The organism is Echinicola shivajiensis, assembly GCF_018642165.1.
GTDB classification, from domain to species: Bacteria; Bacteroidota; Bacteroidia; order Cytophagales; family Cyclobacteriaceae; genus Echinicola; species Echinicola shivajiensis.
In genome coordinates, this window is the sequence record NZ_JAHHZM010000005.1 from 251,336 (window position 1) to 267,171 (window position 15,836).

The 15,836-nt window shown below is 38.8% G+C and carries 12 protein-coding genes; 11 read left to right on the forward strand and 1 reads right to left on the reverse strand.

Annotated elements, in window-relative coordinates:
- Positions 1–331 precede the first annotated feature (331 nt).
- Both KMW37_RS11265 and KMW37_RS11270 read left to right on the forward strand, forming a co-directional pair.
- Positions 332–2,764 (forward strand): penicillin acylase family protein, encoded by a 2,433-nt coding sequence (locus tag KMW37_RS11265; RefSeq protein ID WP_215224722.1) that lies wholly within the window; start codon positions 332–334, stop codon positions 2,762–2,764.
- A gap of 4 nt (positions 2,765–2,768) precedes the next feature.
- Positions 2,769–3,137: a hypothetical protein gene (locus KMW37_RS11270; RefSeq protein WP_215224723.1), complete on the forward strand. Its 369-nt coding sequence runs from the start codon at positions 2,769–2,771 to the stop codon at positions 3,135–3,137.
- 3 nt (positions 3,138–3,140) lie between these two features.
- Here the strand turns inward: KMW37_RS11270 and KMW37_RS11275 are convergent, their stop codons facing one another.
- Positions 3,141–3,644: a UpxY family transcription antiterminator gene (locus tag KMW37_RS11275; protein WP_215224724.1), complete on the reverse strand. Its 504-nt coding sequence runs from the start codon at positions 3,642–3,644 to the stop codon at positions 3,141–3,143.
- Positions 3,645–4,352: 708 nt separating this feature from the next.
- On the opposite strand from KMW37_RS11275, the gene KMW37_RS11280 reads away from it, so the two are divergent.
- From KMW37_RS11280 to KMW37_RS11320, 9 genes are all read left to right on the forward strand, one after another.
- Entirely contained in the window at positions 4,353–5,669 is a 1,317-nt protein-coding gene (locus KMW37_RS11280) for a UDP-glucose dehydrogenase family protein (RefSeq protein ID WP_215224725.1), read from the forward strand.
- A gap of 474 nt (positions 5,670–6,143) precedes the next feature.
- A complete protein-coding gene (locus KMW37_RS11285; RefSeq protein ID WP_215224726.1) occupies positions 6,144–7,217 on the forward strand; it encodes an SDR family NAD(P)-dependent oxidoreductase in 1,074 nt (357 codons plus the stop codon).
- Between the two features lie 30 nt (positions 7,218–7,247).
- Complete coding sequence (locus KMW37_RS11290; protein WP_215224727.1) at positions 7,248–8,246, forward strand: mannose-1-phosphate guanylyltransferase; 999 nt, start codon at positions 7,248–7,250, stop codon at positions 8,244–8,246.
- Between the two features lie 467 nt (positions 8,247–8,713).
- Positions 8,714–9,481 (forward strand): 3'(2'),5'-bisphosphate nucleotidase CysQ, encoded by a 768-nt coding sequence (cysQ, locus tag KMW37_RS11295; protein WP_317195566.1) that lies wholly within the window; start codon positions 8,714–8,716, stop codon positions 9,479–9,481.
- Positions 9,482–10,073: 592 nt separating this feature from the next.
- Entirely contained in the window at positions 10,074–10,586 is a 513-nt protein-coding gene (locus KMW37_RS11300) for a helix-turn-helix domain-containing protein (protein ID WP_215224728.1), read from the forward strand.
- Between the two features lie 229 nt (positions 10,587–10,815).
- Entirely contained in the window at positions 10,816–11,178 is a 363-nt protein-coding gene (locus tag KMW37_RS11305; RefSeq protein ID WP_215224729.1) for a four helix bundle protein, read from the forward strand.
- Positions 11,179–11,345: 167 nt separating this feature from the next.
- Entirely contained in the window at positions 11,346–13,931 is a 2,586-nt protein-coding gene (locus KMW37_RS11310) for an SLBB domain-containing protein (RefSeq protein ID WP_215224730.1), read from the forward strand.
- Positions 13,932–14,164: 233 nt separating this feature from the next.
- A complete protein-coding gene (locus KMW37_RS11315; protein ID WP_215224731.1) occupies positions 14,165–14,545 on the forward strand; it encodes a four helix bundle protein in 381 nt (126 codons plus the stop codon).
- Between the two features lie 124 nt (positions 14,546–14,669).
- Positions 14,670–15,785: a Wzz/FepE/Etk N-terminal domain-containing protein gene (locus KMW37_RS11320; protein WP_215224732.1), complete on the forward strand. Its 1,116-nt coding sequence runs from the start codon at positions 14,670–14,672 to the stop codon at positions 15,783–15,785.
- Positions 15,786–15,836 lie beyond the last annotated feature (51 nt).

Below are 15,836 nucleotides of genomic sequence, written 5' to 3' on the forward strand. Positions count from 1 at the left end.
AAGTAGGCAAAAAATCTAGGCTATGGAGCATTCTTCAAATTGTGTGAGTTTTGATTTCAACTAAGATTTATTTGCCTCAATTTGATTTTGTGCCAATTGCTGGAGCCTAAAAATGAGTGGATCTCGCTCGTATACTTCACGAGCTAACTCATTTTCTTAACCCCTCCATCAACTGTCTCAAAACCGAATACTCCAAAGGCCAATAATGAGGGATTTCGTTAAGTATTTGTCCCTTAAATACTACACGTGAAGTTCTGAAGACTTAATTTATTAATGGTAATACCAATCATTGGGTTAGGATCAAATCGAATCTCAATTAGTGATACAAACTATGAAGTATTTTGGCTTTTTAATAGTGTTTATTTTTACTTTGGTGTTAGCGGTAGGTCTTTCTATAAAGCTAGGTCCCGTTCCTCCTCTGGGCTATCTATTGGACCCGTATCATGGTTTTTGGCAAAATTCTTACAGCGAAGATGAGAAGGTTGATAAGAGTGTAAAACTTAAAGGCTTGAATGGAGCGGTGACAATTAATTACGACGAAAATCTTATTCCCCATATTTTTGCTGAAAATGAGCATGACCTAATGATGGCACAAGGCTATGTTACCGCAAAGCACAGACTTTGGCAAATGGAGTTTCAGACAAGGGCAGCAGCAGGCCGTATTTCGGAAATAGTGGGGCCAGTGGCCTTGGAGTTTGACCGTATGCAAAGAAGAAAAGGCTTAGTATATGGTGCTGAAGCAGGGTTGGAATATATAAAGGCCAATGATCCCCAGACGCTAAACTTGATACAGGCCTATGCATCTGGCGTGAACCAGTATATCGATCAGATGGATTTGGGTGAACTACCCGTAGAATATAAAATTCTTGACTACCGTCCAGAAGCCTGGACTCCATACAAAACTGTTTTATTGCTGAAGTATATGGCAGATATGCTTGTAGGTGATAAGGATATAGAGTATACCAACCTTAGAAAGGCACTAGGAAAAGCAGGGATGGACAAGCTTTTTCCAGACTATCCAGAAGACAATGATCCTGTGATAGAGATGGACAAAAAGTGGGCATTCACTCCCCTTGAAGTTCTTAGGCCAGAAGGCTTAGAGTATCCTGATTTTTCCATTTTAAAAGACCCAATTCCAGATCCTGAGCCAGGCATTGGTTCCAACAATTGGGCAGTTTCAGGAGCTAAGACCCAGAGTGGAAATCCAATTTTGGCCAATGATCCGCATTTGGGATTGAATTTGCCTAGTCTTTGGTTTGCACTTCAACTAAGGACCCCAGAATTCAAAGTAAAGGGAGCCTCTTTGCCAGGGGCGTTGGGGATAATAAGCGGATTCAATGAAGCAATTGCTTGGGGGGTGACTAATGCGACCAGGGATGTGAGGGATTGGTATTCTATAGAGTTTAAAGATGAAAATAGACTGGAATACCGCTATAATGATCAGTGGATTCAAAGCACTCATAGAATCGAAGAGATAGCTGTGCAGGGTGACTCTGCCTTTGTGGATACGGTGGTTTATACCCACTATGGCCCTGTAGTATATGACCACAGTTTCATGCCCAATAATCAAAAAGTGAATTTTGCCCTAAAATGGACCGCATTGGATGGATCGAATGAGCAAAGAACTTTTTTGGGCTTAAATAGAGCAAAGAACCATAATGATTATATTCAGGCACTGGATAGTTTTACTTCACCAGCCCAGAATTTTGTTTTTGCAAGTAAGGAGGGAGATATTGCTATGAAGGTTCAGGGTAAGTTTCCATTGAAATGGCCAGAGCAGGGGAAATACCTTATGGATGGTAATGATCCAAGATATGAATGGAAAGGTTATATTCCGAATGAGCAAAACCCTGCAACTTTAAACCCTAATAGAGGTTTTGTGAGTTCTGCAAACCAGTATTCGGTAGGGCCGGATTATCCCTACTATATATTTGACAATAGCTTTGAGGAATATAGAAACAGAAGGATTAACTCCAGATTGATGGGAATGCAAAATGTCTCTGTAGAGGATATAAAGAAGCTACAGTTTGACGATTATAATTTGCATGCTGCCGAGGTGCTTCCAGTTATGCTGAACTATTTGACAGCAGACACTAGTCAGGTCTTTGAAAGTCCGGCTAAGGAGATAATAGATACTTTATCCCGTTGGGATTTTTATGCTGATCCCGAAAAAACTGCACCAGTGCTATTTGATATTTGGTGGGAAAAACTTAGAAACAGTGTTTGGGATAAACTTTTAAAATTCAAAGGCACCATAGTTTTACCGGATAATTACCGTACAGTCAAATTTTTAGTAGATATGCCTAATGATACCATTTTTGATATTGCTTCAACAAGAGCTAGAATTGAAACTGCCAATGACCATATTGAAAGTACTTTCTATGAGACAGTGGAGGAATGGAATGAACTGAGGGAAGAAGACCAGGATTTGAATTGGTACCGATATAAGGGGACCAGTATATTGCATTTGGTGCCCAATTTTACAGCATTTAGTAAAACAAATATCAAAACTGGAGGAGGGAAAAGTATCATTAATGCCACGAGCAGTAGACATGGTGCCAGTTGGAGAATGGTGGTTGAGCTAGCTGATGAGATAAAAGCTTTTGGTGTTTACCCTGGAGGACAGTCGGGAAATCCAGGGAGTAAATTTTATGATAATATGATTCCACTTTGGGCAGAAGGAAAGTATCTTGATTTTGGGTTGAGAGAGGAAAATCAAGCTGAAGGTTTATTGTTTTCTACTAGATTGATTCCTAAAAATTAATAATATGAAGTTAGTAATATACTTAATAGCATTTGCTTTTGTAACAATGGTTTTGAGCCACCTATTAGGATATTGGCTGATGATGGTAGTCTGGGCAATATTGGGGGCAGTATTTGGAGGAGATGGCACACTTACATTTTTCTCGGCCGCACTTGGTGTAGGGCTGGCTTGGTTTGGACAGAGTGTATGGATCAGTCTTGGCACAGGCTCTCCTTTACCGGATATGATGGGAGAAATCATGCAACTTGGCGGAAGAGGGGTGGTGATGGCGCTTACTGGCCTTATTGGATTTTTGATAGGAGGTTTCAGTGCCTTGACTGGCAATCGATTTAGAAAGTTGTTTGAAAAGAAGAAGACTTATTATTTCAATTAATAATTATCCAATTACTTCCAGGAATTTCCTTGGTACATTGACCATCACTGTTTGGTGAATACTAGGTACTCGTATTATAAAGTAATCTTGGTTTCCTTTTTGGATACATTCCCCTTCAAATCCTTGAAGAGGTCCTCCCAAGATTTTGACTTTTTCCCCCTCTTGAATTTCAGAGCTGTCCACTTCCACGGCTACACCAGTATTTACTATCCTTTTGATAGCCTCGATTTCTTCTTCCCTCACCCTAGCATGGGTACCTGAAAAATTAACAAATTTTACCGCTCCCTGAACTTGCAAGGCCTCCCAGAGTTTGTTCTGTTCGATTTTTACAAAAATATAGCCATTAAAAAGAGGACGTTGGACTTTTTTCTTACGGTCACTCCATTGCCTAATTTCTTCTATAATAGGAAGGTATACTTCAATATTGTTTTCTTCCAGCCTTTTAGCTACTTTTTTTTCAGCTCTTGGGGCCGTGTACATCACAAACCAATTCTTTTCCGAATCCATATTGTCGCATTTTAAAAACACAAAAATACATAATAATAGGTTGTATCGACAAACATTTTTAGGCGCTTTATGATTTATCGTTGAAAGGAATTAACCAATTTATTATCTTTTTTAGATATAGGCTGTCTAGAGAGTCTTGTGCTTTAGCGGGAATTAATGGGCTCAATTGGCATGCTTTGCGGCTAAAGCGCTCAACTAAGGTGTTCCTGACCCCGGGATGAACCCGGGGTTAATATCTTTCAGCCCCTTCAGGGCTGTTTATGATTGTTTCTTATGGATTTAGGTAGCTGAAAATTCAGATCGGATATTTAATGATGGTATTAATACCCGAAAGGATTATGTTGATTAACATAATTAATGAGTTGGTATATAATTGAAACTTTGTTGACGGTAAATTGATTGAGAATCTTTATTTTAAGGTTTGCATTGCATTAACCCGAAATAAGCAATAGGATTTCTATTACGAACCGAAACCACTTTAAAATCAGTCGCTTTGCTTCTGTTTTCGACATCGACATAGCGGTGCTATGCCTCAGTCTCCAAACAGCCTGATTTTCTTGTGTTTTCAGCTCTTCCCGACAGTGGTCGGGACAGGCTATAACGAGTCCTATTGCTCAATTCAGGTTTTAATTTTGTATATGACTTTTGATTTCGGTGATTATGCAATTAATAAATGCTATTTTTAATTTCTAATTTGAACTGTTAAATATGAAGATTACTGTAGTAGGAACCGGTTATGTAGGCCTTGTCTCCGGGGCTTGTTTTGCTGATGTTGGGATTGAAGTTGTATGTGTAGATATTGATCAGAAGAAAATTGATAAACTGAAAAATGGGATAATGCCCATTTATGAGCCTGGATTGGAAGAAATCGTTGTGCGGAACTATGAAGGTGGGCGTTTGAAATTTTCCACCAATCTTGGAGAGGCCATTCAGGGATCAGATGTTGCTTTTATTGCAGTTGGGACCCCTCCGGGGGAAGATGGATCAGCGGATTTGAAATACGTGCTGGCTGTTGCTGATGAAATAGGTAAGACCATGTCTGACTATATAGTGGTGGCGACAAAAAGTACTGTGCCAGTCACTACAGGCTGTAAGGTGCAAAAAGCCATTCAGGATGCTTTGGATCAAAGAGGCAGTTCTTTGCCATTTGCTGTTGCTTCCAATCCAGAATTTTTAAAGGAGGGCGCAGCTGTTGAGGACTTTTTGAAGCCTGATAGGATCATTATCGGGGTAGAGGATGAAAGGGCAGAAGAGATTATGAGAAGGTTGTATAAACCATTTCAGTTGAGTGGTGATAGGATAATCTATATGGACATTCCCTCTGCAGAGATGACCAAATATACAGCCAATGCCATGTTGGCCACCAAGATCAGTTTTATGAATGATATAGCCAATCTTTGCGAGTTGGTGGGTGCCGATGCCAATATGGTTAGAGCTGGAATTGGTTCTGATCCAAGGATTGGTAATAAATTTATTTATCCCGGCGTTGGCTATGGAGGAAGTTGTTTTCCAAAAGACGTGAAGGCCATTGTCAGGACAGCCAAACAGTATGGTTATGATTTGAGAGTTTTGCAGGCAGTGGAGGATGTAAATGAAGATCAAAAGCATGTTTTGGTAAAGAAAGTCAAGCAGCATTTTGGTGATGATCTAAGCGGAAAAACCTTTGCCATGTGGGGCTTGAGTTTTAAACCAAATACTGATGATATGCGTGAGGCGCCAGCTTTGGTTATTATTGATGAGTTGAGGGCTGCTGGCGCAAAGGTGAAGGCCTTTGACCCAATTGCGATGGAAGAAGCCAAAGAGGTGTATATTGGAGATAAGGTCACCTATTGCAAAGATTCTTATGAGGCTTGTGTGGATGCTGATGCTTTGTTATTGGTGACAGAATGGTCCCAATTTAGAATTCCAAGTTGGAGTGCTTTGGGCAAGTTGCTGAATAATAAAGTGGTCTTTGACGGCAGGAATATATATGACCGCAAATACCTTAAGGAGTTAGGGTTTACTCATTATGGTATTGGGGTTTAAGAAGTCGAATCGTGGACTGGTGAATTGTCGAATTGTGGGGTTGTTGAATTGAGGAACTGTTGAAGTGTCGAGTTGTTTAACTGTTGTTTCTAAAAGCTAGTTTTATGAAATTTGATTCCTATTCATTAGAGAAGCTTGAAGTAGGGCAGTTAAGGAAAGAAGAGAACTCAATGTAGAATTATGAATTATTAATGAGGAATGGGTAAATATTAGGGCTGGAAAAAATGTAATTGTTGAGAAAACTTTTGCTTTCAGTGAGAAAATACTGGATATCTACTTTGAGCTCAGTAATTAGAAGCATTACCGTCTAGCGGAACAAATTGTGGGAGCAGGAACATCTGTTCTAAAACCGAATGCTCCAAAGGCAAAAAAAATGGATTGGGTTGGATATTTCGTATTTCTTAATGCAAGCATAAAGTTGCAGATAGAAAGGTGTTTTAAAATACATTTGTATTTAAATATAGAATATAGAAAATGGATATTAGTTCTCAACCGAGAATTTCAGGGAAAAAGATATTAGTTACTGGAGGAGCGGGATTTATAGGTTCCAACCTAGTAGATGAATTATTGCTACAGGGTAATGAGGTAGTTTGTTTGGATAATTTTTCTACCGGGAAAAGAGAGAATTTGGTTGAAGCCTTAAAGTCTAAGCAATTTACACTGATAGAAGGGGATATCAGAAACTATGAGGATTGCCAAGAGGCAGTAAAAGGTTGTGATTTAGTCTTTCATCAGGCAGCTTTGGGGTCCATCCCAAGATCCATCGCTGATCCGATGACCAGTACAGATGTGAATATCGGTGGTTTTGTTAAAATGCTGTTTGCATCTTATGAGGCTGGAATAAGGAGATTTATTTATGCGGCTAGTTCGTCGACTTATGGTGATCATCCTGATTTGCCCAAAGTAGAACATAAGATTGGCAATGCTTTGTCACCCTACGCCATTACTAAATATGTAGATGAATTATTTGCCACAAACTTTACTGATACCTATGGAATAGAAACAATCGGATTAAGGTATTTCAATGTTTTTGGGAGACGACAAGATCCAAATGGTGGGTATGCTGCGGCAATTCCCAAGTTTTTAAGTTTGTTGATCCAACATGAGTCTCCAAAAATCAATGGAGATGGGACTAATTCAAGGGATTTTACCTATATCGATAATGTTATTCAGGCCAATATTTTGGCAGCTGAAGTACCAAGAGAGCAATTGGTAGAAAGGCTTTCTGCTTATTATAGTTCAATTGGTCGTCATTTTAAGGGAACTAAGGGAATTTCAGAGGTATTCAATGTAGCCTTTGGAGAAAGGGAAAACCTGAATAATTTGGTAAACAATTTGAAAGCTAATTTGTCCTCCTTTGATCCAGAAATTGCTAGTGTTGAAATTGTTTATGGACCTAAGAGAAAAGGAGATATTCCCCATTCTCTAGCATCCATAAAGAAGGCTAGAGAAGTTTTAGGCTATCAGCCTTTATATAATTTGGAGCAAGGATTGTCCAATGCTTGTGATTGGTATTGGAATAATATTAAAGCAAGAATAGATGTTTAATGCTTTTTGTAAAAATAACTTTTTGGAAATATGAAGATTATTAATGTAGTATTATCGGGAGGTGTTGGAAGTAGATTATGGCCACTTTCAAGAAAGAGTTGCCCTAAGCAATATTTGCCGATTTTTGAGGGCAATACTTTATTCCAAAAAACTGTACAAAGGAACCAAGCTTTTTGTGAGGAATTGATGGTCGTTGGTAATAAAAATAACTATATGTTATCAAGAAAAGATTTGGAAGGTCTATCTATAACAAATTATATAGAAATTGTTGAAGCTTGTCGAAGAAATACTGCTGCAGCGATTGCTTTTGCTGCATTGTCCTCAGATGCTGAAGATATTCTTTTTGTAACTCCTTCCGATCATTTAATTGATACAGGAAAAGAATATTCCACTAGTGTGAAACGAGCAATTGAATTAGCCCAAGAGGATTATATTGTTACATTCGGGTTAAAACCAGACCATCCTGAAACCGGCTATGGATATATTGAATCTGAGGGTGAGGAAGTGAAAAGTTTTAGGGAAAAACCCAATTTGGATACGGCAGAAAGGTTTTTGAAAAAAGGAAATTTTCTATGGAACTCTGGGATGTTTTGTTTTAAGGCTGGAATATTTCTGGAAGAACTAGGAAGGTTTGAACCCAAGGTGTTGAAAAATTCCAAGATTGTAATTGAAAGTGCCAAAGATGTTTTCTTGGACTACGAAAAATCATTAAAAATCCCCTCTACATCAGTTGATTTTGCCGTGATGGAGCGTTCTACCAAAATTAAAGTGGTTCCTTCAGAATTTGCATGGTCAGATATGGGCTCATTCGAATCGGTTTTTGAGTATTTGGTCAATCATGGTTATCAATCTGATGAGAATGGCAATATGGTCATCGGTACGGAAATACATACAGAGTTTGTAGGAATGAAAGATACCATGTTTATCCAAACCAAGGATGCTATTTTAGTATTGCAGAAAGAAAAGGCGCAGGACGTGAAAAAAGTATTTGAGAAGTTGGAGAAAGAAAATCCTGATTTAGTGAATTAAATGAGGCTTAAAGCAGAATGCCGAAAGTCTAATGTCTAAAGGGATATTGCTATTCGACTTTTGTAAAGTCGAATGAGAAATAAAAGAGGATTTAAAATCCTCTTTATTATTATTTCCAGATTATAAATCTGGAAAAGCAAAGAGATTCTCTGCCTTCACTGATTAGGTTTGCTATAAGATGACGAATATTAATTCTCGATACTTCGGGGGGCTCAGCAATCGGAACTCTCTCTTATATCTACATTATCCTGATTCATCTTGGCGGATAAGTCGTAGAGGTCGTTTCGATGGTTGTGAGGAAAAGATTACTAGTATATATGTGATTTTTCAAATAGACTCTTCGCAAGGCTCAGAGTGACAAAATTGTTTTTTACAATTTAAAATTATTCAAATTACAGGATGAATTAATTTTAATGAAAGTGAGTATCCAATTTCTGAGATGGATTTATTGAAATAAAGGAATTTAAATGATGAATATAAATATAAAACAGCTCACGCAAATAGCCGTCAGGGCAGCCAAGGCTGCTGGAGAGGAGATTATGAAGGTCTATCAATCGGCTGATTTTGGATTGGAATATAAAGCCGACGTTTCACCTTTGACCAAAGCGGATAAGGCAGCCCATAAAGTGATCATGGAAGAGCTCGAAAGAACAGGTATTCCAGTTTTGTCTGAGGAGGGAAGGGATATTCCATATGAGGAACGCAAATCTTGGGAATATTTTTGGATGGTGGATCCTTTAGATGGAACTAAAGAGTTTGTCAAAAGGAATGGAGAGTTTACGGTTAATATCGCTTTGATCCATAAGGGGATGCCTATCATTGGTGTCTTATATGCACCGGTATTAAAATGGATGTATTGGGGGAACAGCATAGAGGGAGCATGGAAGCAAGAAGGGGAGAATATGCCGTCTAAATTAGAATTAGATAAGGAGGCAGAAGTAAAAACCATTGTGGTGAGTTTGTCCCATCAAAGTCAGGAGACCAAAGCGTTTTTAGAAGATTACCCTGATGTAGATGTAATCAATATGGGTAGCTCCTTAAAGTTTATGTTATTGGCAGAAAACAAAGCTCAGATTTATCCCCGCTTTGCTCCAACCATGGAATGGGATACGGCAGCTGCACATGCGATCCTTTTGTCTCTCGGAGCGGATGTTTGTAGAATACCCGAAAAAGATAGCTTGGTGTATAATAAAGAAAATCTATTGAATCCATTTTTTATCGCAAGGGTCAGATAGAGTTAATAGGAAGTGGGAGGCGAGAAGGAGAGATTCCAAAAGAGAGTTTAGAGACTCCTATAAAATTCTAGGTCCAAGTCAATGTTGGATAGAGACTTGACTGCTTGAGGAGTAGGGGATTGGGGTTTGAATATTTGTGAATGCTTATTGCTTTATGGCTCATCTAGATGCCGAAGGTTTAAAGTTTAAACCTATTCGACTTTTGCAAAGTCGAACAATAATAAAAGAGGATTTTAAATCCTCTTTTATTATTGTTTCCAGATTATAAATCTGGAAAAGCATGGCATTACAAATGCCCAATATTTAAAGGTCCGCATTGCAAATGCGGAGCAGCTTATTTAAAGATTTAGATCAGCACGGAGATCCTTCACTTCTTTCAGGATGACAAGGGTAATTATTCCAAAAACAATTTTTTGTTTATATATCATGCTCATTTATTGGTGAGATCAGTTTTTATTAATATTGCAATCAGGCTGTGAAAATATTACCATCTAGCGATTTTAAACGGAGTTTAATAAAAATATAGAAAAAGTTTGGTGCTTTTGAAAGCACTGAGTACTTTTGGTGCTCATTACGGGAGAGCTTTCTTTTTATGCTAGATTCTTTAATTACTTCCAAGACCAGATTGCGACTTTTGGTAAAGTTTTTTATCAATGCAGACAACCATAGCCATCTCCGTGGTTTGGCGGAAGAATTTGGAGAATCTACCAATGCCATAAGAAAAGAATTGAATAATTTGTCCGAAGCAGGTTACCTGCAAAAAGAGTCTGAAAAGAACCGGATCAGCTATAGCGCCAATACCCAACATCCCTTATTCGGGTCCTTGCAGGATATTATCCGTAAGTATTTGGGCTTGGACACCTTGGTGGAGGAGGTGCTCGATAGGATGGGAGATGTGAGCAAGGTAGTCTTGACGGGTGATTATGCCAATGGTTTGGACACCGGTACCATTGATATCGTGATTCAAGGTAATGCAATGAATGAGGAATACCTCGACAGTTTGGGTAATCGCATAGCCGACCTGATCAATCGTAAAGTTAATTTTACGGTTTTGGCAGAAGATTATCAAACTGGCATAGTTTTATATAATAAAGCAGCCGAGTAAGGAAGAATATTTCCCTGCTCTTTTTTATTGCCCTTTTTGCTAAGCACAGGATGTGACTGACCGGGCGAAGCTGTGGGTGGAGGGGAAAGCGCAAGGCTAAAAGCCGAATGCCGAATGCCTGAAGAAAGGAGTCTAAAGCTGAAGGGCGAAGGCTAATAGAGAAGGCCGAATGCCGAAAGATTAAGGCTAAATACTCATAAATCTAAAATAATATAAATGTACTTGATTAATGAGTGAGCGGCATTTTAATTTTAAAGAGCTTAGGGTTTGGCAGAAATCAATGAATTTGGCTGAATATTGTATAGAGCTTGTTGAAGGGTTGAATACTCCAGGAAAGCATTTTAGATTAATTGAACAGTTCGAATCTTGTTCGGCTTCTGTTCCACAAAATATTGCAGAGGGGAAAGGTAGAAATACAGATAAGGAATTTAAGCAATTCCTCTATTATAGTCGCGGATCATTATATGAAATGGTGACACTTGCTAATCTTTTCCACAGACGAAATTGGATTACAACAGCGCAACTCAATAGAATAGAATCGGAAGGGTTGGAGATAGCCTCAATGCTAAAAGCGCTTATAAATGCAATCTAAACGAGCCTTTCATCTTCGCTTATATTTCAATTATAGTAACAGGCTTTCGGCCTTAGGCCTTTGTCATTAGACTGTTTTACAATTTAACAGTCCTCCAATTCGACAGTTCGACAATAACACCATTCCTAATTATACATTTAACATTCATCATTCCTAATTAACAAGGTATGCTCACATATATCAAATCATTATTTTTAATTTTTGCCCTAATTCTGTTAGCGAGCACGCTACACGCCCAATCCCTATCCAATATCCAAAATATCAAAGTAGATGAGCTTTCTGATGCTCAGATAACTGCTTTGGTACAAAGGGCGGAGGAACAGGGGATCTCTAAGTCCCAGATACCTACTTTGGCTCAAGAAAGAGGTTTGTCTGCTATGGAGGCCAATAAATTGGCTACTCGGATAAGCCAGTTGAACGGAGGTGGAAAATTATTGGAAAATGAAGGATTACCCGGATCAATTACCCAGCGGGAATTTATTGCTCCATTGGGACAGGAGGAGAACTTAGCTAATGCTAAGTTAACAGAAGAGCAAAAGAAAATATTTGGCTTTGGTTTGTTCCATAATAAGCAATTGAACTTTTCTCCAAATCTAAATATTCCTACCCCTCAATCTTATGTAATTGGAACTGGAGATCAGTTATTGATAGATGTATATGGGGATTCCCAACAGTCTTATAGTTTGACGGTGAATCCAGAGGGAAGGGTGTATATTCCTAATGTAGGTCCAATTGCTGTAGGAGGAGCTAGTATATCAGCGGCTAAGGCAAGAATCAAGAAGGAATTGAGTAGTATTTATTCAGATTTGAACAGTTCCAATCCTCGCACTTTCCTGCAGATCCGCTTAGGGAATATCCGTTCCATTCAGGTGTCCATGACTGGGGAATTGGCGCATCCTGGTACTTATACCTTGCCTTCTTTTGCTTCGGTATTTAATGCCTTATATGCCGCAGGAGGGCCCAATGAGGAAGGTTCCTTTAGAAATATCAAAGTATACAGGGATTCCCGTCAGGTAGCTGAAGTGGATGTATATGAGTTTTTGATGAATGGAAATCAAGAACAGAATATCCGCTTACAGGATAATGACGTGATTATTGTACCTGCTGCGCAGACTAGGGTAGAAGTTCAGGGACCGGTAAGAAGACCAGGTTTATTTGAAATCCAGCCGGATGAGGATATTAGGGATTTGATCAACTATGCAGGAGGCTTTAAAAGCCAGGCTTATACTCAACGTATCGGGGTGAGAAGGCTTTCTGATGATGCTAGAAAGGTGGCCGATGTAGCCCAAGAGCAGTTTGAAAGCTTTAAGGTGCAGGATGGAGATATTTATTTGGTCGGAGAAAAACTGAACCGTTTTGAAAATCGGGTACAGATATCCGGTGCGGTTTATCATCCAGGGGAATTTGCCTTAATAGAGGGCATGACGGTTAAAGATTTGATCGAAAAAGCAGAGGGTTTAAGAGGCGAGGCATTTCTAAATAGGGCTACCCTATATAGAACCCAAGATGATATGACTTTGGAAATTGTCCCAGTGGATGTCAATGCAGTAGTTAACGGTACGGCTCAGGATATTCAATTGCAAAGGGAAGATGTATTGCATATCCCCAGCAAATATGATATGAATGAAGAGTATTATGTAAAGATTTCCGGTGAGATCAATCGACCTGGGGCCTTTGCTTTTGCGGAGAATATGACTGTGGAGGATTTGGTATTGAAAGCAGGGGGATTTAAGGAATCCGCTTCTGACGCTTATATTGAGGTGGCCAGAAGAGTAAAGGATAGAACCGATGGACAGATCGCGGAAATTTTTACGATTGATATTGATAAAAATCTGGAGATCAATGACGCAGATAAGGAAGTGGTTTTGCATCCTTTCGATCATGTGATCATTAGAAAAAGTCCGGGTTTTCAAAGGGAGCAACTGGTAAGGGTTGAGGGAGAGGTGAACTATCCAGGCCAGTACACTATTTCCACTGCCACAGAACGTATTTCTGATCTATTAAAAAGGGCAGGAGGGATTAATCAATTTGCCTATACCAAAGGAGCTACTTTGATTAGGCGTACGGAGTTTTATCGTCCTCAAAGTGATAATGAGATCAAATCAGCCGAATTAAGGGAAGTGAAAAATAATTTGATTAAAGAGGATGGTAAGAATACGGAGGCAGAAAATAATATTCTTTCAAGGATCGATGAGAAAATAGGAGAAAGAGGAGGGGACTTGGCCAATCAAAAAGGCTTAGCCTCAGGAGAGTTTAAAATTAATAGAGTTAGGGAAGTAGCTGAATCTGATAGTTCCAGGGTGGCTGAGGTAGAGTTTAGGACGCAGGAATTGATTGGCATCGATTTGAATTATATTATGGAGCATCCCGATTCAGATCAAGATCTGATTTTACAGGAAGGGGATGTGCTAAGTATTCCTAAGGAATTGCAGACTGTAAGAATGCGAGGAGAAGTATTATTCCCCACCTCATCTCGATATGTCAAAGGTGATGCTTTTAAAGCATATATTTCCAAAGCTGGTGGATTTACCGATAATGCCCGAAAAGGGAAGGCCTATGTAGTCTATGCCAATGGGGATGTGGCTAGGACCAAAGGATTCTTGTTCTTTAAAAATTATCCAAATATAGAACCAGGAGCAGAAATTATAATTCCGCAAAAGCCAGAAAGAGAAGGAATGTCAGCCACTAATTGGATCGGTTTGGCTTCCAGTATGGCGACTTTGGCGATTTTGATTGATCGGTTGGCGCAGTAGCCACACGTCACTCCGAGGCTTTTGGATAGTGGCGAGAGGAGAAAGCCGTGGGAGTCTCGTATTTGGGATAGTGATTCGAGTACTCGATAATTGTGATTTGGGATTCGAATAATAGAGATTAGAATAATAGGAATCTGGTATTTGAGCAATCCGGATTTGTGATTGGAGATTTGGGGATTGAGATTTGAATAATGGAGTATGGTTTTCCAATTAATAATTAACAAGGAATAAATATGGGGTCTTATACATCGTTTGAAGAATTGAAATGCTGGCAGGCATGTGATGAACTCAAGCGGTATATAAGAGAGGAAGTATTAACAAAATTGCCTAAGCATGAACGATATGAATTGTTCAGTCAATTATTAAGAGCTAGTAGATCAGCTACGGCAAATATAGCAGAAGGCTGGGGTAGGTATCATTTTAAAGAAAATATTAAATTTTTATTGAATGCCCGGGGATCTGTAGCTGAAATTTTAGATCATGCTTTGGAAGCCAAATCTTGGGATTATATCGATGATGTAATTTTAATCCAAATTAGAAAAGACTGTGAAAAGTGCCTTCAATTAATCAATGGATATATTCGATATTTAAGAAATCAAAATGAAAGACAGTGACTCATTGGGATTGGAGTAATTGATATTGGGGATTGGAGTAATCGGGGATTGAACGCCGAATCCCGAATAGCAAATCTCGAATAACATTAACAATAACCTTGTCATAAGAATATTATCATAAAATATGAATAACGATTCAAATAATAACACCGCTCCGCCAGCTGACGACGAAATCGACCTACTTGCCTTAGCCAAAACCGTTTGGAATCAACGGAAGCTCGTTTTCCGTATCGTGGGACTTTTTGTAATCCTGGGTTTGCTGGTGGCCCTACTTTCTCCTAAGGAATATACAGCTAGTGGAACCTATTTACCCCAAACTTCTGAAGGAGGAAAAGGGGGAGGCTCTTTGTCTGGTTTAGCCTCCTTGGCTGGAATTAATTTAACTAATATTAATGGTGCTGAAATTCCACCCAGCCTTTATCCTAAGATAATATCAAGTATTCCTTTTAAAAAAGAAATGTTAAAGGCTCCTTTAAAGTTTGTGGGAATTGATCATTCAGTGACTTATCAGGAATATTACGAAGACCATTATTCGCCAGGTATTGTGGGTTTAATAAGGCAGTATACTCTTGGTTTACCAGGATTGCTCGTTAAAGCCATTAAGGGAACGGAAGAAAGGAATATAGCTAGTGAGGTTGAAGGCGAACAAATCATTAAAGTTACTCAGAGAGAATTAGACCATTTTAAAAGGTTGGGAGAGCAGCTCAGCATATCTTTTAATGATCAAGAAGGTTTTGTTCAGCTATCAGCCATAATGCCTGAGGCAAAGGCTTCTGCTCAATTAGCTAAGTATGCTGAATACTTATTGCAGAAAGAAATAATTAATTTTAAAATTAAAAATGCATATGAGCAATTAAAGTTTACAGAGGAGCGCTATGAAGAAAAGAAAAAGGAGTTTGAAGCTATACAAGCTAAATTAGCCCAGTTTAGGGATAGGAATCAAAATATAAGTAGCGCAGTAGCGCTTAATCAATTGGAAAAATTGGAAGCAGAATATAATTTGGCCTTTTCTGTCTATTCTGAATTGGCCAAACAACTGGAACAGGCTAAGCTTCAAGTAAGCAAGGATACACCGATCTTTTCTGTTATCCAGCCTATTAGCATACCAGCGGAGAAGTCTGCTCCAAGAAGGCCGTTGATTTTAGTGGTCTTTACTGTTGTAGGAGCAGTTTTGGGCTTAGGGATAGTGTTCGGTTCAGAATATTTGTCTAGTATTAAAGAGGAGTGGGAAAACGTTTAATATATTAACTAATCCTCTGTAAAACAGTCTGATAAGTTTGTTATTTACTTA

Coding starts and splice junctions, on each gene's coding strand:
- KMW37_RS11265 (WP_215224722.1), top strand. CDS start 332: ATGAAGTATTTTGGCTTTTTAATAGTGTTTATTTTTACTTTGGTGTTA.
- KMW37_RS11315 (WP_215224731.1), top strand. CDS start 14,165: ATGGGGTCTTATACATCGTTTGAAGAATTGAAATGCTGGCAGGCATGT.
- KMW37_RS11310 (WP_215224730.1), top strand. CDS start 11,346: ATGCTCACATATATCAAATCATTATTTTTAATTTTTGCCCTAATTCTG.
- KMW37_RS11305 (WP_215224729.1), top strand. CDS start 10,816: ATGAGTGAGCGGCATTTTAATTTTAAAGAGCTTAGGGTTTGGCAGAAA.
- KMW37_RS11285 (WP_215224726.1), top strand. CDS start 6,144: ATGGATATTAGTTCTCAACCGAGAATTTCAGGGAAAAAGATATTAGTT.
- KMW37_RS11290 (WP_215224727.1), top strand. CDS start 7,248: ATGAAGATTATTAATGTAGTATTATCGGGAGGTGTTGGAAGTAGATTA.
- KMW37_RS11320 (WP_215224732.1), top strand. CDS start 14,670: ATGAATAACGATTCAAATAATAACACCGCTCCGCCAGCTGACGACGAA.
- cysQ (WP_317195566.1), top strand. CDS start 8,714: ATGATGAATATAAATATAAAACAGCTCACGCAAATAGCCGTCAGGGCA.
- KMW37_RS11275 (WP_215224724.1), bottom strand. CDS start 3,644: ATGGATTCGGAAAAGAATTGGTTTGTGATGTACACGGCCCCAAGAGCT.
- KMW37_RS11300 (WP_215224728.1), top strand. CDS start 10,074: ATGCTAGATTCTTTAATTACTTCCAAGACCAGATTGCGACTTTTGGTA.
- KMW37_RS11270 (WP_215224723.1), top strand. CDS start 2,769: ATGAAGTTAGTAATATACTTAATAGCATTTGCTTTTGTAACAATGGTT.
- KMW37_RS11280 (WP_215224725.1), top strand. CDS start 4,353: ATGAAGATTACTGTAGTAGGAACCGGTTATGTAGGCCTTGTCTCCGGG.